The 20,878-nt window shown below is 47.4% G+C and carries 17 protein-coding genes and 1 riboswitch; of the genes, 12 read left to right on the top strand and 5 right to left on the bottom strand.

Going from position 1 to position 20,878, the window contains the following annotated elements; genetic code table 11:
* Positions 1 to 45 precede the first annotated feature (45 nt).
* The 4 genes from L876_RS0109115 to L876_RS0109100 are packed head-to-tail and all read left to right on the top strand — an operon-like array spanning position 46 to position 4,395.
* Positions 46 to 2,085 carry an acetyl-CoA carboxylase biotin carboxylase subunit gene (locus tag L876_RS0109115; RefSeq protein WP_028763525.1) on the top strand — a complete coding sequence of 680 codons (2,040 nt, stop codon included), beginning with the start codon at positions 46 to 48 and terminating at the stop codon, positions 2,083 to 2,085.
* Positions 2,082 to 2,972 carry a hydroxymethylglutaryl-CoA lyase gene (locus L876_RS0109110; protein ID WP_028763524.1) on the top strand — a complete coding sequence of 297 codons (891 nt, stop codon included), beginning with the start codon at positions 2,082 to 2,084 and terminating at the stop codon, positions 2,970 to 2,972. Before L876_RS0109115 ends, L876_RS0109110 begins: the two co-directional genes overlap by 4 nt.
* Positions 2,973 to 3,019: 47 nt before the next feature.
* Complete coding sequence (locus L876_RS0109105) at positions 3,020 to 3,727, top strand: CoA transferase subunit A (RefSeq protein WP_028763523.1); 708 nt, start codon at positions 3,020 to 3,022, stop codon at positions 3,725 to 3,727.
* Positions 3,728 to 3,738: 11 nt separating this feature from the next.
* Complete coding sequence (locus L876_RS0109100; RefSeq protein ID WP_028763522.1) at positions 3,739 to 4,395, top strand: 3-oxoacid CoA-transferase subunit B; 657 nt, start codon at positions 3,739 to 3,741, stop codon at positions 4,393 to 4,395.
* 147 nt (positions 4,396 to 4,542) lie between these two features.
* Here the strand turns inward: L876_RS0109100 and L876_RS0109095 are convergent, their stop codons facing one another.
* Positions 4,543 to 5,121, bottom strand: coding sequence for a thymidine kinase (locus L876_RS0109095; protein WP_028763521.1), 579 nt, complete (start codon positions 5,119 to 5,121; stop codon positions 4,543 to 4,545).
* Between the two features lie 264 nt (positions 5,122 to 5,385).
* Here L876_RS0109095 and L876_RS0109090 point away from each other — a divergent pair, with 264 nt between their 5' ends.
* Positions 5,386 to 7,524 (top strand): M3 family metallopeptidase, encoded by a 2,139-nt coding sequence (locus L876_RS0109090; RefSeq protein WP_028763520.1) that lies wholly within the window; start codon positions 5,386 to 5,388, stop codon positions 7,522 to 7,524.
* A gap of 76 nt (positions 7,525 to 7,600) precedes the next feature.
* On the opposite strand, the gene L876_RS0109085 is transcribed toward L876_RS0109090, so the two are convergent.
* The 3 genes from L876_RS0109085 to L876_RS0109075 all read right to left on the bottom strand — a co-directional run bounded on the left by L876_RS0109085 (position 7,601) and on the right by L876_RS0109075 (position 11,285).
* Positions 7,601 to 9,169, bottom strand: coding sequence for a Na+/H+ antiporter NhaC family protein (locus tag L876_RS0109085; RefSeq protein ID WP_028763519.1), 1,569 nt, complete (start codon positions 9,167 to 9,169; stop codon positions 7,601 to 7,603).
* Positions 9,170 to 9,247: 78 nt separating this feature from the next.
* Positions 9,248 to 9,464: riboswitch (Lysine riboswitch) on the bottom strand.
* Positions 9,465 to 9,612: 148 nt separating this feature from the next.
* Positions 9,613 to 10,536: an electron transfer flavoprotein subunit alpha/FixB family protein gene (locus tag L876_RS0109080; protein ID WP_028763518.1), complete on the bottom strand. Its 924-nt coding sequence runs from the start codon at positions 10,534 to 10,536 to the stop codon at positions 9,613 to 9,615.
* Complete coding sequence (locus tag L876_RS0109075; RefSeq protein WP_028763517.1) at positions 10,536 to 11,285, bottom strand: electron transfer flavoprotein subunit beta/FixA family protein; 750 nt, start codon at positions 11,283 to 11,285, stop codon at positions 10,536 to 10,538. The genes L876_RS0109080 and L876_RS0109075 overlap by 1 nt, the downstream gene beginning before the upstream one ends.
* 297 nt (positions 11,286 to 11,582) lie before the next feature.
* Between L876_RS0109075 and L876_RS0109070 the strand changes: the two genes are divergently transcribed.
* The 7 genes from L876_RS0109070 to L876_RS0109040 all read left to right on the top strand — a co-directional run bounded on the left by L876_RS0109070 (position 11,583) and on the right by L876_RS0109040 (position 20,135).
* Positions 11,583 to 11,975, top strand: a complete 393-nt coding sequence (locus tag L876_RS0109070; RefSeq protein ID WP_028763516.1) for an H-NS histone family protein — start codon at positions 11,583 to 11,585, stop codon at positions 11,973 to 11,975.
* 292 nt (positions 11,976 to 12,267) lie between these two features.
* Entirely contained in the window at positions 12,268 to 15,267 is a 3,000-nt protein-coding gene (locus tag L876_RS0109065; RefSeq protein WP_248674540.1) for an amidohydrolase family protein, read from the top strand.
* A complete protein-coding gene (locus L876_RS0109060) occupies positions 15,267 to 16,541 on the top strand; it encodes an amidohydrolase family protein (RefSeq protein ID WP_028763514.1) in 1,275 nt (424 codons plus the stop codon). The genes L876_RS0109065 and L876_RS0109060 overlap by 1 nt, the downstream gene beginning before the upstream one ends.
* A gap of 77 nt (positions 16,542 to 16,618) precedes the next feature.
* Positions 16,619 to 17,005 (top strand): Rcs stress response system protein RcsF, encoded by a 387-nt coding sequence (gene rcsF, locus L876_RS0109055; RefSeq protein WP_028763513.1) that lies wholly within the window; start codon positions 16,619 to 16,621, stop codon positions 17,003 to 17,005.
* Between the two features lie 37 nt (positions 17,006 to 17,042).
* Complete coding sequence (tsaA, locus tag L876_RS21435; RefSeq protein ID WP_051413045.1) at positions 17,043 to 17,804, top strand: tRNA (N6-threonylcarbamoyladenosine(37)-N6)-methyltransferase TrmO; 762 nt, start codon at positions 17,043 to 17,045, stop codon at positions 17,802 to 17,804.
* Positions 17,797 to 18,414 (top strand): acyltransferase, encoded by a 618-nt coding sequence (locus L876_RS0109045; protein WP_156029395.1) that lies wholly within the window; start codon positions 17,797 to 17,799, stop codon positions 18,412 to 18,414. Before tsaA ends, L876_RS0109045 begins: the two co-directional genes overlap by 8 nt.
* Before the next feature lie 158 nt (positions 18,415 to 18,572).
* Entirely contained in the window at positions 18,573 to 20,135 is a 1,563-nt protein-coding gene (locus tag L876_RS0109040; protein ID WP_428829718.1) for a M28 family metallopeptidase, read from the top strand.
* A 58-nt stretch (positions 20,136 to 20,193) separates the two neighbouring features.
* Here the strand turns inward: L876_RS0109040 and L876_RS0109035 are convergent, their stop codons facing one another.
* Positions 20,194 to 20,730: a GNAT family N-acetyltransferase gene (locus L876_RS0109035; protein ID WP_028763510.1), complete on the bottom strand. Its 537-nt coding sequence runs from the start codon at positions 20,728 to 20,730 to the stop codon at positions 20,194 to 20,196.
* Positions 20,731 to 20,878 lie beyond the last annotated feature (148 nt).

The following is a 20,878-nucleotide window of genomic DNA, read 5'->3' as shown; positions in this document are numbered from 1 at the left end:
GAATCAATACCCTATTGCCAAGCCAAACCCGGGAGCACGCTAGTTATGTTTACCAAATTACTTATTGCCAACCGCGGTGAAATTGCTTGTCGCATCATCAAGACCGCCAATGCCATGGGCGTAAAAACCGTAGCCTTATACTCTGATGCCGACAAAGATGCACGTCATGTGGCCATGGCTGATGAATCTTTCTATCTGGGCGGCAGCGCACCGAGCGAGTCTTACCTAAAAGGTGAGCTAATTTTAGATATCGCTAAGCGCAGTGGCGCCCAAGCCGTTCACCCAGGTTACGGGTTCCTGTCGGAAAACGCAGGCTTTGCTCGCCAGTGTGAACAAGCGGGTATCGCCTTTGTTGGGCCTGGTGCCGATGCCATCGATGCCATGGGCAGTAAAAGTGCGGCTAAGATCATCATGGAAAAAGCCAATGTACCATTAGTGCCTGGCTACCATGGTGACGATCAGAGCGATGAGACGCTCCTTAAGGCGTCAACAGAGATTGGTTTCCCACAACTTATCAAAGCAGCCTATGGCGGCGGCGGGAAAGGGATGCGAATTGTTGAGTCTGAAAAGGAAGCTTTAGAGGCCATTAACTCTGCCCGCCGTGAAGCCGCCTCCTCATTTGGTAATGATAAGTTACTGATTGAGCGTTATTTAAGACAGCCGCGCCATGTGGAAGTACAAGTATTTGCCGACACCCAAGGTAACTGCATCTATCTGTCAGACCGAGACTGCTCAATTCAACGTCGTCACCAAAAAGTGGTAGAGGAAGCCCCAGCACCGGGTCTATCAGACAGCTTACGTCGCGCCATGGGAGAGGCAGCAGTGGCAGCGGCTAAAGCCATTGATTATGTAGGCGCTGGTACGGTCGAGTTCCTACTCGATACCCACGCCACTGACGAGGCCAGCAGTTTCTATTTTATGGAGATGAACACCCGTCTGCAGGTCGAACACCCGGTCACCGAGATGGTTACAGGGCAAGACTTGGTCAAATGGCAGTTAATGGTCGCCAGCGGTAGCGAGTTACCCCTCAGCCAAGATGAAGTACGTATTCACGGCCACTCGTTTGAAGTGCGCATTTACGCTGAAGATCCCCAAAATGAATTTTTACCCGCTAGCGGTAAGTTGAACTTTCTACGTGAACCAGAGCAAAACCGCTATGTGCGTATCGACTCTGGTATTCGCGAAAACGATGTGATCAGTAACTTTTACGATCCGATGATCGCCAAGCTCATCGTCTGGGATGAGTCGAGGCCACGTGCACTGCAACGCTTAGTGCATGCGCTTGAGTCTTATCAAATCAGTGGCCTAAAACACAATATCGAGTTCTTAGCCAATATTGCTGAGCATCGCGCCTTTAGTGACGCTGACTTTAGCACCGACTTCATAGACCGTTACGGCGAAACCCTGATTGGCGCAGATCTCGATGGTGACAATAGTGGCGAGCAAAATAGTGCGTTAGCACTGGCCGCACTTTATCATCTAAGCGCGCAAAAAGAGCAGGCAAAGCTGACCGCAACAAACAGCCAAGATCCCTACTCACCATGGGGTGAGGTCACAGGGTTTAGACTAAATCGCAGCGGCATACATCAGTTGTCACTGCTTGATGATCAGCAACAAATACAGCACCTCACCTTAAGCCAAGTGGGCGATTGTTACTACCTAATGCTCAATGAGCAGCGACTGATCCTCAGCGGCGAGCTTAAACAAGATCTGCTGCATGCCGAGATCAATGGTCATAAGAGTAAAGTTCCTGTCAGCCGTGAAGGTGATGACTTTACCCTATTTTTACCAACGGGCAGCTACCACTACCGCGCCCTTCAAACCGAAGTGATTGAAGAACAATCCAGTAGTGAAGATAAGCTTAAAGCGCCGATGAATGGCACTATTGTGACCCATTTGGTGGAGGTCGGTAATGAGGTCACCCAGGGCCAAGGCTTAATGGTCATGGAGGCGATGAAAATGGAGTACACCATCGAAGCGCCATTTGATGGCACAGTTAACGCTTTCTTTTTTGAACCAGGTGAACTGGTCAGCGACGGTGCGCTACTGTTAGAGGTCACGCCTAAAGAGGATAAACCATCATGATGCCAACTAAAGTTAGCATCTTCGAAGTTGGGGCTCGCGACGGGCTGCAAAATGAGAAAGCCGTCACGACAGCCGATAAACTGCTGCTTATCGACAAACTCGGTGCCGCAGGGTTAACCCGCATTGAAGCGGGCAGCTTTGTATCACCTAAGTGGGTACCGCAGATGGCCGATTCGGCTGAGATATTCAAACGCCTCAACAAGCGTAGCGGTGTGGTCTACAGCGCCCTCACCCCTAACCTAAAGGGACTGGAACTTGCGCTTGACGCTGGTGCCGATGAGGTTGCCATCTTTGGCGCCGCGTCGCAAAGCTTTAGCCAACGTAATATTAACTGCTCAATTGAAGAGTCTATTGAACGCTTTATCCCAGTAATGGAGCGCGCTAGCGCGAGCAATATCCGCGTTCGTGGCTATGTGTCCTGTGTATTGGGTTGCCCTTATGAGGGGGATATTGCGGTGAGCGAAGTGGCTCGCGTGGCAGAAATCCTTTACAAAATGGGCTGCTATGAGATTTCACTGGGTGACACCATAGGCGTTGGCACAGCTAAAAATGCCCGTAATATGGTGGAAGCTGTCGCCAATAAAGTCCCCGTTGATAAGCTCGCACTTCACTTTCATGACACCTATGGTCAGGCACTTGCCAATATCCTCGCCTGTTTAGAAACCGGTGTCAGCGTGATTGATAGTTCAGTCGCAGGGCTTGGCGGTTGTCCCTACGCCAAAGGCGCATCGGGTAATTTGGCGACGGAAGATCTCGTTTATATGTTACATGGATTAGGTATTGATACTGGTATCGAACTTCAGCAACTTATCGACGCTGGTAACAGTATTAGCCGCGCGATTGGTAGAGCCTCGGGTTCAAAGGTCGCACTAGCGACAACAGCATAAATAGTCTTAGACCTAGTCTAGGATGACTCTCAAAGGAGATAATTATAATGGCAGGACTCAATAAGCTGGTTGGCAGCTACGATGAAGCACTCGCAGGGTTAAGCGACAACATGACTGTTATGGTCGGCGGATTTGGTTTATGTGGTATCCCAGAGGGGCTCATCGCGCAGATGGTCAAAATGGGTCCTACCGGACTTACCGCAATCTCAAACAACGCAGGCGTTGATGACTTTGGTTTAGGCTTGCTGCTTAAAAGCCGTCAAATCAGTACAATGATCGCCTCATACGTGGGCGAAAATGCCACCTTTGAGCAGCAGATGTTGTCGGGCGAGCTAAACGTTATCTTGACGCCTCAAGGAACTTTAGCTGAAAAAATTCGAGCGGGCGGCGCGGGGATTCCCGCTTTCTTTACCGCAACAGGGTACGGCACGCCAGTCGCTGAAGGCAAAGAGACCCGAGAGATTGAAGGGCGTCATTATGTGCTAGAGCCTGCACTCACAGCAGATTTTGCCTTAGTTCGTGCGTGGAAAGCCGACACAATGGGTAACTTAGTGTTCCGCAAAACAGCCGCTAACTTCAACCCTATGATGGCCACCGCAGGTAAAATTACCGTGGTAGAAGCTGAACATATCGTGCAACCTGGCGAACTTGATCCGGATCATATCCACACTCCGGGGATCTATGTTGACCGCGTGATCCAAGGGACTTTTGAAAAACGCATCGAGCAACGTACCGTTAAAACAGCGGCTAACTAGGAGGAAACACCATGGCTTTATCAAGAGAACAACTGGCACAACGTGTTTCCCAAGAGCTGCAAGATGGCTTTTATGTCAATCTAGGTATTGGTATTCCAACGTTAGTTGCTAACTATATTCCTGATGGCATGGAAGTCATGCTGCAATCTGAAAACGGCCTGCTGGGTATGGGGGAGTTCCCCACTGAAGAGACTATCGATGCCGATCTGATTAATGCGGGTAAGCAAACCGTTACCGCAGTGGCTGGCGCGTCTTTTTTCTCATCGGCGGAAAGCTTTGCCATGATCCGCGGCGGCCATGTTGATTTAACCGTATTAGGTGCATTTGAAGTCGATGTGAACGGTTCAATCGCCTCTTGGATGATCCCTGGCAAACTGATCAAAGGAATGGGTGGTGCCATGGACTTAGTGGCTGGTGCTGACAATATTATTGTCACCATGATGCACGCTGATAAATATGGCAACTCAAAGCTGTTACCTGTATGTGAGTTACCGCTAACAGGATATGGCTGCATTAAACGAGTGCTCACTGATTTAGCATTTCTTGAGATCAAAGACGGCGCCTTCCACCTGCTTGAGCGTGCACCAGGTGTTAGCGTTGAGGAGATCGTTGAAAAAACAGCAGGTAAGCTTGTCGTACCAGAGCATGTCCCTGAGATGATGTTTTAGTATTACCTATCCAATAGCGTCAGTATCAAAAACCACCCAACTGGGTGGTTTTCTTATCAAATACAGGACTTACAGCTTTGGCTCACTCAACATAAAAGAGACCTTTTTAAGTCACCTTTTTGTGAATATACAGTGAGAGAAGTGAAATTAGTCCCACAAAAACTCACGGAAGTGTTTACGGCACACCGACTCATAACTCTCGTTACCACCAATAGCGACCTGTTCACCCTCTTTCATCGGCTTACCTTCACCATCTAATCGCACTACCATGTTCGCCTTACGGCCGCAGTGACAAATGGTTTTAAGTTCAACCAGCTTATCTGCCCATGCGAGCAAATATTGGCTACCGCTAAATAGCTCCCCCTGGAAATCGGTTTTAAGGCCATAACACAGCACAGGGATGTCTAATATATCCACCACATAAGTCAGCTGCTTAACTTGCTCTTTACTGAGAAACTGAGATTCATCGATTAAGATACAGTGCAATGTTTGTGCTTCATTGGCGCTACGAATCATCTCACTTAAATTATCATTACTGCCAAACACCTGAGCATCGGTCTCAATACCGATACGTGATGCGACTTTACCCACCCCATAACGATCATCAATGGATGCGGTCATCACTAAGGTGTTCATACCACGTTCACGATAGTTATAAGAAGACTGTAATAGAGACGTCGATTTACCCGCATTCATCGCCGAGTAGTAGAAATAGAGCTGCGCCAAGGGAAAGTTTCCTTTATTTATTTTTTAGCTTGAGATTCTAGCATTATCTCGTGCAATTTAGCAGCGTAAACCCCGCGTATAAAAAGACCTTTAACACGCTTTTTACAACGCAAATCTCAATTAAGCACATTAAATATAATTGCGCCTCGAAAACCATGAATAATGAGCGTGAACCATCAAGGTTTTCAGACAGTTTTAAGTAAGCCTTGTTACCTTGAATCTACAAGAATAATAGTCATACAACAATTGAGGACTTTTCCACACATGCGTAAAACATTACTTGCAGTATCGATAGCCACGACATTGATGATCTCAGGCTGTTCGTTAAGTGATAACACCACAAACTCCCCAGCTATAGCCGCACCTCAAAGTCAAAACCCATTGATGAGTGCCAGCTTACTTCAGTATCAAGCACCTGACTTTAGCATCATTAAAGACATCCATTTTCAACCTGCACTAGAACAAGGCATTGCGGCGCATTATCAGCAAGTACTCACGATTGCTAATAACAGCGAGCAACCGAGTTTTGAAAACACTATCGTCGCCCTAGAAACCAGTGGCGAACTACTGAACCGCGCCTCAAAGGTGTTCTATAATTTAGCGGGCTCCAACAGCAACCCAACCTTGCGGAAAATTCAAGGTGAGATGGCCCCCAAAATGGCGGCGCACTCTGACAACATCCACCTTAACTCGGCGCTATTTACCCGTATCGACACCCTTTATCAGCAACGCCAGCAGTTAGGGCTAACTGCCGAAGAAGTGCGCCTCATTGAGATCTACCATCAACGTTTCGTCATGGCTGGCGCTAAGTTAACCGACACCCAAAAAGCCCAAATTCGTGTGCTTAATGAAGAGCAATCAACCCTGACCAACGAATTTAGTCAGCGCCTACTGAGACTCACTAAAGAGATCGCGGTCATCGTTGATTCTGCAGGTGAACTGAAAGGCCTCTCCGACAGTGAAATCCGCGCAGCAAAGGCTGACGCCAAAGCACAAGGTCATGAGGGGAAGTACCTTATCAGTATTACCAACACCACCCGTCAGCCGATATTGGCTAAACTGGAAAATCGCGAACTACGCCAACAAGTCTGGCAAGCCTCTTCTGATCGCGGCATGAGCGGTGACAATGAAACCGCCTCGTTGGTATCACGCCTAGCACAGCTGCGCGCCGAGCGTGCGGCACTGCTAGGTTATGATAGCTGGGCTGACTATCGCCTGACGCCGCAGATGGCTAAAACGCCTGAAGCTGTATACGAGATGTTTGGCTCTATGGTTCCAGCTGTTGTGGCCAACACCCAAAAAGAAGCCGACGACATTCAGACGATGATCAACAAAACGGGCGGCCAGTTTACGCTAGCGCCTTGGGATTGGGCATTCTATGCCGAAAAAGTGCGTCAGGAAAAATTCGATCTCGATGAAGCTTCAATCAAACCCTATTTTGAATTCAACCGCGTACTAGAAGATGGTGTCTTCTTTACCCTAGAAAAACTCTACGGTGTCACCTTAAAACCACGTCCTGATCTGCCTGTATACCATGAAGATATTAAAGCCTACGAGATGTTTGATGTCGATGGTAGCTCAATGGCTATCTTCTACGCCGACTATTTTGCCCGAGAAGGCAAACGTGGCGGTGCATGGATGAGCTCATTCGTGACCCAATCAACACTATTAAACAGCAAGCCTGTAGTCGTCAATGTCATGAACATCAAAAAGGCACCGGATGGCGAGCCAACCTTCGTCAGCTACGATGAAGTCACCACCATGTTCCATGAGATGGGTCACGGTACCCATGGCATGTTCTCAAAGGTGACCTACCCTAGCCTATCTGGAACGGCAGTATCCCGTGACTTTGTTGAGTTCCCATCGACTTTCGAAGAGGATTGGGCCGCGCACCCAGAAGTGTTAGCCAATTACGCCAAACACTATCAGACAGGTGAAGTGATCCCTAAGGAGCTTTTAAACAAACTGCTCAAATCTCGCAGCTTTAACCAAGGCTTCGATACACTCGAGTATATGGCTGCAGCTCTGGTAGATTTAGAGTGGCATTCACTGCCTGCAGACGCCGCCTTGCAAGATGTTGCACAGTTTGAAGCGGCAGCACTGAAAAAACATGGCGTCGATATCGCCGCCGTGCCACCACGCTATAAGTCGACCTACTTTGCTCATGCATTCCCAGGTGGCTACTCTGCCAGCTACTATGCCTATATGTGGAGTGAGATCTTAGCGGCCGATGCCTTTGCTTACGTACAGACGCAAGGCGGCTTAAACCGTGAGATAGGGATGAAGTTCCGTAAGACCATTCGTGAAGTGGGTAATAGCATCCCTCCAATGGAAGCCTATAAAGCCTTCCGCGGTGAAGCCCCCACCACAGATGCGCTACTTAAGCGTCGTGGACTAAATTAGGCTTATCACCCAGCAATCAACCCAGAAAAAATGCCGCTAATTTAGCGGCATTTTTATTATCTAAACACATTCAAAATCAGCTAACCGGCTGGTTTGCCTTGTGACGTAGTATAAAAATACTTATCACAAACAAGATACTACAGGTTGCCAATCCAGCAGCTAATGACTCAGTAAAGCCAAGCACTGTATAACCACCAAGACTGATCACCGCCACTATCACGGCATAAGGTAGCTGGGTAAGCACATGGTCGATATGATGACAGTTAGCGCCAGTTGACGACAAAATGGTCGTGTCAGAGATAGGTGAACAGTGGTCACCAAATACCGCCCCCGCCAACACAGCCGCTAACATAGGTAACATCATATTGGTATGCGTCCCCATCGCCATATCGGCGGCGATAGGCAACATAATCCCAAACGTTCCCCAGCTGGTGCCTGTTGAAAATGCTGTCAGGCCAGCCAGTACAAACAGTACCGCAGGCAACAGAGCAAACGGAATGTTACCCGTGGCTAGGCTAGCCATATATTTACCGGTTTCCATCTGTCCAATGACACCGGCGATGGTCCACGCAAACAACAAGATATAGATAGCTGGCAGCATAGAGCGTGCGCCTGCAACGACACCTTTAACAATTAACTTCTTGTCTAGCCCTTGGCTAACAACCAACACTAAAGTCGCCAGTAAACCAACGATAGCCCCGTAAAAAAGTGATGAAGCAACGTCAGTTTTTTCAAACGCACCAATCACACTAAAGGGCAGGCTGTCGGCCGCGAGGGCGTCAGCGCCACTGCTGATCATGAAATAGATAGTCGCAAAGACCAATACAGTTATCGGTAAAAACAGACCCAGAATCTTACCAGTATCGGCCTCGGGTAGATCACTGTTTGCGCCTGGCGGTAAGCCTTTGCTCTCATCATATAATATGCCTTTTTGGGCATTGAGTTCATGCTGGCGCATTGGGCCAACATCTAAGCCCATAAAGGCAACGCAAAGTAGCAGCAATAGCGCAAAGATGGCGTAGAAATTCATGGGGATCATCTGAATAAACACACTCAAATGGCCCGTGTCGGTAAAGCCATGTGCGGTTAAGATGCCGCCGATGAGGGCAATAATATACGCGCCCCAGCTTGATACTGGTGAAATCACACAGATCGGCGCAGCAGTTGAATCCAGCAAATAAGCGAGTTTACTGCGTGAAATATAGTAGCGGTCGGTCAATGGACGCGCGACACTCCCCACCACTAAGCTGTTAAAGTAGTCATCGATAAAGACCACACAACCTAAGAACATGGTGAGTAACTTGGCATCACGCTTACTACGGATATGTTGACGTGCCCAATCGGCAAAGGCTTTAGCCGCGCCACTGACAGTGATCAGCGCTGTTATCATCCCCAGTAAAATCAAAAAGCCGAGTAGATAAACATTCCAGCTGTTTAAGGAACCATCATCCCAAAATAGTCCCACCACCTGCTGACCTAGATATTGCCCTGTGCCCGAGAGTGAATAGTCGGCAATAAAAATGGCACCGAGCAGGATCCCTAACCCCAAAGAGAGCAAAACACGGCGTGTAAAAATCGCAAGCAGAATCGCTACTACAGGCGGCAGCAAAGAAAGTGCCGAATCGGCATAACTCAAAGTTGTCATTGTTTTATATTGTCTTCGTTTAATTACGAATGGAGGGCAACTGAACTGGTGGCATATAGCTAACGATACCTCACCTGTCCTATCAGTAGCGCTCCATAGTGATACCATGCTTCGGTATACAATCTTTTTATCATTCCGGATAAAAAGCACTATGGCAGTGCTGTCTCTATTCGATGACAGCCCCAGCAGCGAGCTTTGATGAACTCAACCACTTCGGCACCAAATCCTTTCCTATTCGCTATACGGCATCACCCTAACGAATACTACTGATATTTAATGCACCTCTACGTCTCAGGACGCCAACCAATGTCACTATCGGTCAACGTGAGGCACATAAAAACATAAGCGGCTTAAAGGATGCTACCTCAAAGCCGCTCGCTGTGATCTATATCACAATAAGATTGTAATGAACACCAACGCATTCACCAACTGTTTACATAATTTTAAATAAGCTCAAGTAGCTTAGGCACCGCATCAAACAGATCCGCTTCCAAACCGTAGTCAGCAACTTGGAAAATAGGCGCTTCTGGATCTTTGTTAATCGCCACAATCACCTTAGAGTCTTTCATCCCGGCTAAGTGCTGAATCGCACCTGAGATACCTACAGCGATATAGAGATCCGGTGCAACGATTTTACCCGTTTGTCCAACCTGAAGATCATTAGGCACATAACCCGCATCCACTGCAGCACGTGAGGCACCTAGTGCGCCGCCAAGTTTATCGGCAAGCTGCTCAAGTATTGCAAAATTATCTGCACTACCCATCGCTCGGCCACCTGAAACCACCACTGATGCAGCACCCAGATCTGGGCGCTCAGATTTAGTCAAAGTTTGCGACACAAACTCTACCGCACTGTTAAATACGCCATCTAAGCTGACCACCTCTGCATTGCCATCATTGGCAACGGCATCGAATGCACTGCTACGAACGGTCATTACTTTGACCGCATCTAAACTCTGCACTGTTGCCAATGCGCTACCAGCATAGATAGGACGCACAAAAGTATCTTCGCTAACCACTTCAACCACTTCAGAGATCTGCGCGACATCAAGTAGCGCCGCAACGCGTGGCATGACATCTTTACCTAAGCTCGATGCGGTTGCTAACATATGTTGGTAATCAGCGGCTATCGACACCAATAAATCACCTAGGTTTTCAGCAATACCATTGCCATACACGGCATTATCGGCAACCAATACCTTGCGCACACCCGTTAACTGTTTCGCAGCATCAACCACTGCACTACAATCATCTCCTGCAACCAATAGATCAACGTCAGCACCAATTGCCTGAGCGCAGGCAACGACTTTAGCCGTATCTAGTTTTAGGGTCGCATTATCATGTTCTGCAATTACTAAAATAGCCATTAGATCACCTTCGCTTCATTCTTTAACTTTTCAACCAGCTCTTCCACAGACGCAACCATCACACCCGCTTGACGCTGCGCTGGCGGTGCAACCTTGACGATATTTTGATGCTGCTTCAACGTCACACCTAAGCTTTCAACCGTAACAGTATCGAGTGGCTTACGTTTTGCTTTCATAATATTTGGCAGTTTTGCGTAACGAGGTTCGTTCAAACGCAGATCTGTGGTGATCACCGCAGGCATAGGCATCTTAAGGGTTTGGAGTCCACCGTCGATTTCTCGAGTCACAATAACACTGTCACCTTCAACCTTGACCTCAGAAGCAAAAGTCGCTTGTGGCATGTTACCAAGCGCCGCCAACATCTGGCCTGTTTGGTTGTTGTCACCATCAATAGATTGTTTACCCAGAAGGATTAACTGTGCCTGTTCTTGATTTTGAATCGCGTTAAGCATCTTAGCAATTGAAAGCGATGCAAACTCATCATCGGTCTCAACATGGATACCGCGATCAGCACCAAGTGCCATGGCTGTACGAAGTTGCTCTTGTGCCGCTTTAGGGCCAATCGTTACGACAACGATTTCGCTGACAACACCAGCTTCCTTTAAACGAACGGCCTCTTCTACAGCAATCTCACAAAATGGGTTAATCGCCATCTTAAGATTTGCGGTATCGACATTAGTATTGTCAGCGTTAACTCTGACTTTAACATTGGCATCGACGACGCGTTTAACTGGCACCAAAACTTTCATAAGGCTTCCTTCTTACGTCTTTAATCTGGACAAAATAGTGCATAGCGAGCTATCACAAACTTATGTCACTTTACGTGCCATTGACGTTAACGTCAACAAGAAGTCAAACAGTTGTTTGTGTCTAGGATGTATGGCCTGAATTACAGTAGCTAATTAAGCCGAAATTGCCCTTATGAAATAATATTTACAATATATAGCTAAATAATTATTTAATTAGTTTGATAAAGCGGATATTAGTTTCTATTATTAACGCCGTAATCATATTTACTTTATATATTCGAGCAGGAATTTATTAACATGAGCGAATTTCTAGATATTTTGACCCATGGTCGCCGTTTTAAAGCTGCTGTTAAAGAACTGTCAGTTGAAGATTTAAAAGATGTTGCAGCTAAGCTTGAAAAAATCATCACTGAAAAAGCCCAGCAAGCTGAAGAAGAAAGTGCAGCAATGGCTGAACGTAATGCAAAAATCGAAGAGATCCGCCTACAGATGGAAGCTGTCGGTTTATCTATTGATGATTTAGGTGCTGTAGCGACTAAAGCGGCACCGAAGAAACGTGCCCCGCGTCCAGCTAAATATAAAATTGTCGTCGATGGTGAAACAATCACTTGGACGGGCCAAGGTCGTACACCGACTGTATTTAAAAATGAGTTAGACAATGGTAAGAGTCTAGAAGACTTCCTTATCTAACACATTTTGCAAAACTAAGTGAGTAAATGACTTAGTCAGAAATAAAGCCAACATATTTATGTTGGCTTTATTTTTTCGTCGACAGCGTTGAACTAACTTGGCGCGTTTACAATACCGCTAAATGATAAACTGATAAGACCAGCATAAATTTTATCTCACAAGCACACGCCACTTTGGTAATTGTTCACAAATTAAGATAATCTTTGACCATCTTCACGCTCTGTAAAGCCTAATAATAACTATGTCTAACGCTCACTCTCTTGCGACTCTATCGATACTAGCGGGTATATTGATGAGTCCAACACTGCAAGCAAACAGTCAACTCACTGATAATACACCAAAATTAACTGCGTTAACCAATGCAAGGCTGATGGTAGAACCCGGTAAACAACTCGATAATGCCACCCTACTGATAGAGAATAGTAAAATACGCGCTGTCATCACCGACGGAAAGCTCCCTCAAGATGCGTATATTATCGATTTAACTGGCCACACTATCTACCCGGGGTTTATTGATCCTTATGCCGAGTATGGCATCGATTTTAAATACCCTCAGGAAACGACCAGCCCACCGGTTTACGAAATTAAGCGTATCGGCGGTAATGCTGAAAATGGGGCCGTCCATGCAGAAAAAGAGTGGATTAACTATATCTACCCTGATAGTGAAGCTGCTAAAAAGTGGGTCAATAATGGCTTTACCAGTGTGCAAACCGGACTCCAAGACGGTATTTTTAGAGGCCGAGCCACCACAGTGTCATTGGCACAATTAAAAGCCAACGACATTATCTATCAGGCCAAGTCTAGCCATTTAATGGCATTCGATAAAGGCAGTTCGTTGCAAGATTACCCCAGTTCATTAATGGGCAGTATGGCGCTAATCAGACAAACTCTTGCTGATGCAAAATGGTATAACGCCAATATCGATAAATCTTTTTCAAACACCACTAATGAGAAAATAGAATTTAATATCGCCTTGGCCCGTTTAGCCAATATAGAAAAAGAGCCAACGATATTTGCTAGCAATGACCTTAACGGATTATTACGCGCAGGCCGGTTACTGAATGAGCATCAATTACCAGGCAGTTTATTAGCAAGTGGAAGAGAATATGTACGAATAGATGAAATTAAGGCCACCGGATATAGCCTTATTTTGCCGCTTAATTTCCCTGCGGCGCCAAAAGTAAAAGATGATGGCAGTGAACGCCAAATTCCGCTGGCACAATTACGGCATTGGGACAGAGCGCCAAGTAACCCAATGGTTATCGCCAACGCAGAAATCCCCTTTGCCTTGACTCAGCATGGCATCAAACCCGACGCATTTTGGCCACGCCTTAAACAAGCGGTCAAAGCGGGTTTAAGTAAACAAGCGGCGCTTGCAGCGTTAACCACTGATGCCGCAGAAATAGCAGGAATAAGTGAGTTTAGCGGCAAGTTAAAAGCTGGCTACATGGCTGACTTAGTTATCGCAAATGGGGATCTATTTGATAACGGGAAAATCCACAGCGTTTGGCTACAAGGCCAAGAAACAGCGCTTATTTCGCGCGACCAGCAGTGGTTAAACCATGATTACCAAATAAGTCTTGGTGATTTAACCTTAGATCTAAGCATTGAAACCGGTGACAAGCTTAAAGGGCTCTTAAGCAGCGGCGAACAGGAGATCACACTACGAGATGTCAGCTACGCCAAGCAGCGACTCACCTTTAATGCCGATATGGGCCAAGCAGGTTTTGATGGCGTCAACCGCTTTACACTCTGGTTTGACGAGCAAGGGATCCATGGACGCATGTTAGACAAAAATAACCGCACCCACCCAGTCGCAGGTGTTCAGTTGGCTAAAGAGGCGGAAGAATCTGACCAAACCAACAAGCCCAGTAAGATGTTAATCTCACGGCTGACACAGCCCAATGTCGCTTATGGTTTGCTAAATCAACCAAAAACCGAAAAGCTACATATCAAAAATGCCACCATCTGGACATCAACGCCCGAAGGGATATTGACCAATAGCGACCTAATAATCACACGAGGAAAAATAGAAAAGGTAGGGCAAAAGCTATCAACGCCTTCTGGCTACCAGGTGATCGATGGAACTGGCAAACACATTACCGCCGGGATTATTGATGAGCACTCTCATATCGCCCTCAATGGCGGTACGAATGAGGGCACCGACGCCATCACCTCTGAAGTTCGCATCAGCGATGTACTCAATCCAGACTCTATCGGAATCTATCGTGCGCTGGCAGGTGGTGTGACCACAGCTCAACTGCTGCATGGCAGCGCTAATCCTATCGGTGGGCAGGCGCAAGTAATTCGGATGCGTTGGGGCGAAGATGCCGAGGGCATTAAGTTTGACCAAGCCCCCGCCAGTATCAAATTCGCCTTAGGGGAAAATGTTAAACAGAGTAACTGGGGCGATAACTTTACCCGTCGCTTTCCACAAAGTCGTATGGGTGTCAGGTCGCTTTTCGAAGAAGCCTTTAATGAAGCATTAGCCTATGACAAGGCCACACGTGATTATCAAAATCTACGCTCAAGCGAGAAACGTCGCCAGATAGCGCCTAAGCCTAACTACCGCCTAGAAGCGATAAGCCAAGTGCTCAAAGGCGAGCGTGAAGTGCATATTCACTCCTACGTGCAATCTGAAATCTTAATGTTTTTACGGCTCGCCGAAGCCTATGATTTTCGCGTTGGCACCTTCACCCATATTTTGGAAGGGTACAAGGTCGCCGATGAGATGGCAAAACATGGTGCCTATGCTTCAACGTTCTCCGATTGGTGGGCATACAAGTTTGAGGTGTATGACGCCATTCCGCAAAATACCTGCTTAATGAACAACAAGGGCGTATTAACCAGCATTAACTCTGACGACTATGAGATGCAACGACGCCTCAATCAAGAAGCAGCTAAGTCTGTGATGTATTGCGGCATGAGTCAGGTCGACGCATGGAATATGCTGACGATTAATCCTGCCAAGCAACTTGGTATCGATGAATATGTCGGTTCAATCGAGCGAGGTAAACAGGCGGATCTAGTACTGTGGGATAACTCACCTTTATCAGTATATGCCACAGTTGATGCCACCTGGATTGAGGGACGTCGCTACTTTGACCGCCAGCAAGACAAAGCGATGCAGACTGCTGTTGCAACAGAGCGCGCCGCATTGATCCAAGCCATATTACAAAGTGAACATCCTGCGGTAGAGGGCGAAAAACCAGCCGAAATCCTCGAACCGGAATGGCACTGCGATACACAATATGACGTTTGGCATCAAACAGCGGCAACGGAGGCGCACTAATGAAACAATTTCCAAGACTTTTAGCCGTCACCTGTGCACTAAGCAGTAGCCTTGTTTTAGCTCACGACATGGTGCCAGCCAGCCCTCAACAAGGGCCAATTGTCATTCAAAATGCCACCTTACATACCGTCATTGATGGTGTACAAACGGGCAGTTCACTGCGCATTGAGCAGGGGCAGATTGTGGCCATAGGACCAGAGGTCAGTACTCAAGATGCACAGGTTATTGATGCCAAAGGCAAACATGTTTACCCTGGCTTAATCGCCCTAGACACCAGCATGGGCTTAGTGGAAGTGGAAATGATGCGCCCGAGTAACGACAGTTATGAGGCAGGCGAAAGCAACCCACAACTACTGGCAATAAGTGCCTTTAATCCTGACTCAGAGATCATCCCCACCGTCCGCGTTAATGGCATTACCCATGCTCAAGTCGTGCCCCAAGGTGAAGCACTAGCGGGTCAGTCATCACTGGTGTCATTAGACAGTTGGACCATTGAAGATGCTTTAGTGCCAACCCAAGCACAATTTCATCTTTATTGGCCAACCCTTAGGCGCCTTGCCCACGACGAAGAGACACAAAAAAAGCAATTAGCCCAATATGATGCGCAACTCGATACTATCGAGACCACACTCATCGACGGCTATAGGTACCATATGGCGGCGCAGGCTGGCACCATAGATAAAACCGACAACCGTTGGCAAGCCATGCAATCCCTCTATCAAGGGAAAGGTCAGCTATTTGTGCACGCCAATAGCGCCGAGCAGATTGAGCAAGCCATTGCGATGACAAAGCCTTACCAGTTTAAGCTGGTGATTGTAGGCGGATATGATGCTTGGCGTGTGGCAGACCAACTCAAAGAGGTCGACGCTAAGGTTATCTATACCCGCACCTTAAGCCTGCCGATGCGCACCGATGAACCGACAGAGATGAGCTTTAAGATCCCATCACTGTTAAAGCAAGCCGATATCCCTTTTGCCCTCGGTTTTAGCTCTGATTGGAACGCGCGTAACTTGCCCTTCGCCGCAGGCCAAACCGTTGCTTACGGACTCAGCCGCCAAGAGGCGCTAAAAAGCATCACCTTAGATGCCGCAAAAATCTTAGGTCTTGAGGATATGGGCGCGATAGGCGTCGGCTATAAAGCCAACCTAATCATTTCTGCTGGCGACATTCTTGACCCATTATCGAGCAAGATTGAAGCGCTGTTTATCGATGGTCGCCAAATAGATCTCAATAATCGTCAACAACAACTTTATCAAAAGTATCTAAAGCGTTAGAATTTTGCCCTAAACAGTTCAATGTAGGTCAGTTATCCTGATCTACATTGGCTGGCCCCACAACACAGGCCTTTACCATGAAAAAGACAACGCTCGCTTTATTCGCCTTACTCTTAGGTGGCTGTGCAGGTGAATACACCTTCAACAGTAACTTAGATGGTCAAGCCATTAACGACTATTTTGCCGTCACCGATGTCGTGCTTTACCAAGAGGGTAGCCAGCCCAGTGAGGTCTATGAGGTCAAAGGTTTAGTCGAAGGCGAGTCTTGCCAAGCACGCGCAAATGATGTGCCTGCGTCTATCAGCGAAGCACGCACTGCAGCACGCCGTGCCGCTGCAGACAAAGGGGCTAATGGACTATTGGTCAAACGTTGCCTTATGTTTGAAGAAGCCACCCAGGCCTGCGTTACCCGTGCAATCTGTGTTGGCCAAGCGATTCTCACACCAACGGCTAAAGCTAACTAATCTATCATCGCCCTGCACCGCAGAAGAAACCTAATTAATGACCATGACCCGTGAAATTCAGGCAGTGGCGATTTGCCGCAGCCCCTATAAGCAAAAATTCGGCATACCTAGACAACCAGGCCTAGTCACGGCCGCCCGCGGATATGTTGAACTACAAGCCCCGTTCAATCATATCGACACTGTACGTGGGCTTGAGCAGTACTCTCACATCTGGCTGCTATTTAGCTTTCACGAAAACTTAGCACAGGGCTGGAAAACCACGGTAAGACCACCGCGTTTGGGCGGCAATGAAAAATTAGGGGTCTTTGCGACTCGCTCAACTTTTCGACCCAACGGTATAGGTCAATCCGTAGTGAAACTGCACGGCATCCATCAGCGCAAAGGTAAGGTGGTGTTAGAGATCTCGGCGATGGATCTGCTCGATGGCACGCCCATTTTAGACATTAAACCTTACATCCCCTTTTCCGATGCCATTAGCGATGCACAGGGTGGTATTGCCCATGAGGCACCTATATTAGCCAAAGTTAAATTTGCTAATGATGTGGTCGCTCAATTGGCCAAATATGAGCAACAACAATACCCTAACCTGCAAGCTATTATTGAAGGCGTACTCGCCCAAGACCCAAGACCAGCTTACAAGAAAGCGAAAGCCGACCCTAAGCAGTATCAAGTCGCACTATACGATTTAGATATTTTGTGGCGAGTGGTTGATGAAGTGATAATCGTCGAAGCGATACGGCGCTCGACCATAGCCGAGGGCGCCAATGAACAACAGGACTTGGACCGAAAACATGTCTGAGGCCATTGATTATCAAGCCCAACATAAGCAACGCTTAGCTTACATGCCTTGGCTCTATTTCTCATTAAAGCCAAAACACCTGAGCTGGGCCAGACCTTGGCAAGACGCCATTCAAGCCCATTTGATGGCAGTAGAAACCGTATCCATTGGTAACAACTGTTTTATCGCACCACAAGCAAAACTGTTTGCCGAACCGGGGCGTGATATCGTGATGGGCGACCAATGTATGATAGCCGCCGATAGTTTTTTACACGGTCCTATTGTTATGGGCAACGAAGTCGCCATCAACCATGGCTGCTCATTAGATGGTGGCCGAGGAAAAATCATCATTGGTGACCAAACTCGCATCGCCAATAATGTCACCATCTACGCTTTTAACCACGGCATGTCGCCAGATAGTCCAATCTACCAGCAAAGCGCTAACTCTCAAGGCATTGTTATCGGTAAGGATGTGTGGATTGGTGCTCAAGCGGGTATTGTCGATGGTGTCGCCATAGGTGATTGCGCGGTCATTGGCATGGGCGCAGTCGTCACCAAAGATGTGCCCGATTACGCCATCGTCGCCGGTAATCCAGCCAAAATCATTGGCGATAGAAGAGATAAAAGATAGGGTAAAGCGGATCAACCATATACGCCACCTTCCGACTGTGGCAATGCCTTGCTCATAAACTATCATCATCGACGGAATTAGCGTTACAATGCGCTAACAATAACATCCATAATCATCACTAAAGGACGTCGTCTGTGAATACCTCTCGCCTCTTGGGTGTGCTCTGCCTATTGCTGTTGCCAGCCGCCAGTGCCGCACCATTTGTGTTTGACCAAGCCTCCTTCCGTCAAGACGTACAAACCCTCGCCAGCGACGAGTTCGAAGGACGCGGCCCCTTGTCAAAGGGAGAAACACTCACTCTTGATTACCTTGAAACAGCCTATAAAGCGATGGGCCTAAAACCAGGCTTTGGTGACAGCTACAAACAGAGTGTGCCGATGGCAAAGATCAGCGCCGCACAAACGATGCAGCTCCACATCGGTGATTTAAGCTTTAACAATGGCATAGAGTTCACCGCACGTACTCAGCAGATCCAAGAAAAAGTCGCCGTCAACAACAGCGACGTTATCTTCGTTGGCTATGGTATTAATGCGCCTGAATATAAGTGGAACGATTATGCCAATATCGACGTTAAAGGCAAAACCGTTATCGTACTGGTCAACGATCCCGGTTTTGCCACCCAAGATCCCAACCTCTTTAAAGGCAACGCCATGACCTATTATGGGCGCTGGACCTATAAATATGAGGAAGCGGCCAGACAAGGGGCGAAAGCGGTATTTATCGTCCATGAGACCGCACCCGCAGCATATGGCTGGAATGTGGTGCAAAACAGCAATACCAACACCAAATACACTTTAGTGGATAACAATAACAACTTGTCTCAAGTTGGCGTCATGGGCTGGATACAGCACAGTGTGGCACAAAAGGTATTTACCGCTGCAGGACGCAATTACGATCAACTCAAGCTAACCGCTGCCAAGCCCGGATTCAAAGCCATTCCCCTCAATCTAAAAGCCAACCTCACGCTAGACAATGAGATTGAGCTCGCCACCTCCTATAATATTGCAGGCTTGTTGCCAGGCACCAGCCAAGCAGATGAGTGGCTAGTGATGCATGCCCATTGGGATCACTTAGGTAAAACGGTTCAAGATGGCAAAACACGTATTTATAATGGTGCAGTCGACAATGCCTCTGGCGTCGCAGGGGTATTGCAACTTGCCCGTCACTTCAAAGGGTTAACAGGTGATGATGCGCCAAAACGTTCTATGCTATTTGCCGCCTTTACCGCCGAAGAAACGGGACTGATTGGGGCGCAATATTTTGCCGAGCATCCTCCCGTTGCCACCAAAAAATTGGTGTCATTTTTAAATATCGATGGCATGAATGTTGGTAAAGGGGTCGATTACATTTTACGCTATGGTGAAGGAGTCTCTGAGCTAGAGAGCTACTTAGATAAGGCAGCGAAAGCGAACGGTCGCTGGGTTAAAGCCGATCCGCGTCCCCAAAATGGCTTGATGTTCCGCTCAGATCATTTTGCGCTCGCCAAGCAAGGCGTACCAGGCTTAATGTTTATGAGCCTAGGTGATACCGACCCAGACTATATCGCCCATAAATACCATCAGGGAGCCGATGATTATGCTCCCAATTGGGATCTTGGTGGCGTCGCGCAAGATTTGAGTCTTATCAGCGATATATTAAATCAGTTAGCCAATAGCAGTGATTGGCCTAAATGGCTCGAAGCCTCTGATTTTAAGAAGCGCCGCGCGCAAGATGGCTTATAAAAGGATTGAAAAAGGGAGGCGAAAGCCTCCCTTTTTATTCGATTAATCCCTGATGAGATTAGAGCGCAGTTCGACGCGACATCATGGTGTAAGAGAGTGAGCGACCATCAATCTTGAACATGTCATTCACTTCACCGCATTTAATAAAATCATTGCGCTGGTAGAGCTTATAAGCCGCTTGATTATCAGATAGCACCCACAAATCAAGATACTCCAAATGGCTGCTATTCGCCGTCCAATCAAACAAGGTATTAAGCAATTTTCCAGCAAGGCCTTGACCACGAATCGCCAAGTCAACGCCCATCCCCAATAGTGCACGATGCTGGGTATGATTCTCTGGATGCGGTCGAATATCTATGTGACCCACCACCCTGTCGTCGACCATTGCTAACCACATTTTACGCCAACCACTCTCCCCTATCATCTTGTCGATACCTTGAGTAAAGCGCGTTCTCATCGCGTCGTTCAAATATGACTCGTCACGGGACATGGGCTGAAACAGTGGAAAGTCATCAGCGCCATTCTCTCTTATCTGCTTATCAAGGTATTCAAAAAAAGCGGGTAAATCTGAACGTGTTGCGACTCTTATTTCCAATAGTCAAACTCCCTGTTCGCTAGGCGAGCCTAGCAAGCTATTAGCAGGCCGAATATTCTCGACACAAAATGTTAATGGCACTGCAATGGTTCCAATTTAGCAAAAGTATCCTTGTTCGTACTAATAAAGCAAATTTTAAGCCGCTTTA

This window comes from Shewanella colwelliana ATCC 39565 (genome assembly GCF_000518705.1).
GTDB classification, from domain to species: domain Bacteria; phylum Pseudomonadota; class Gammaproteobacteria; order Enterobacterales; family Shewanellaceae; genus Shewanella; species Shewanella colwelliana.
Note: the sequence above shows the minus strand (reverse complement) of the source record. Positions and strands in the feature narration are given on the sequence as shown.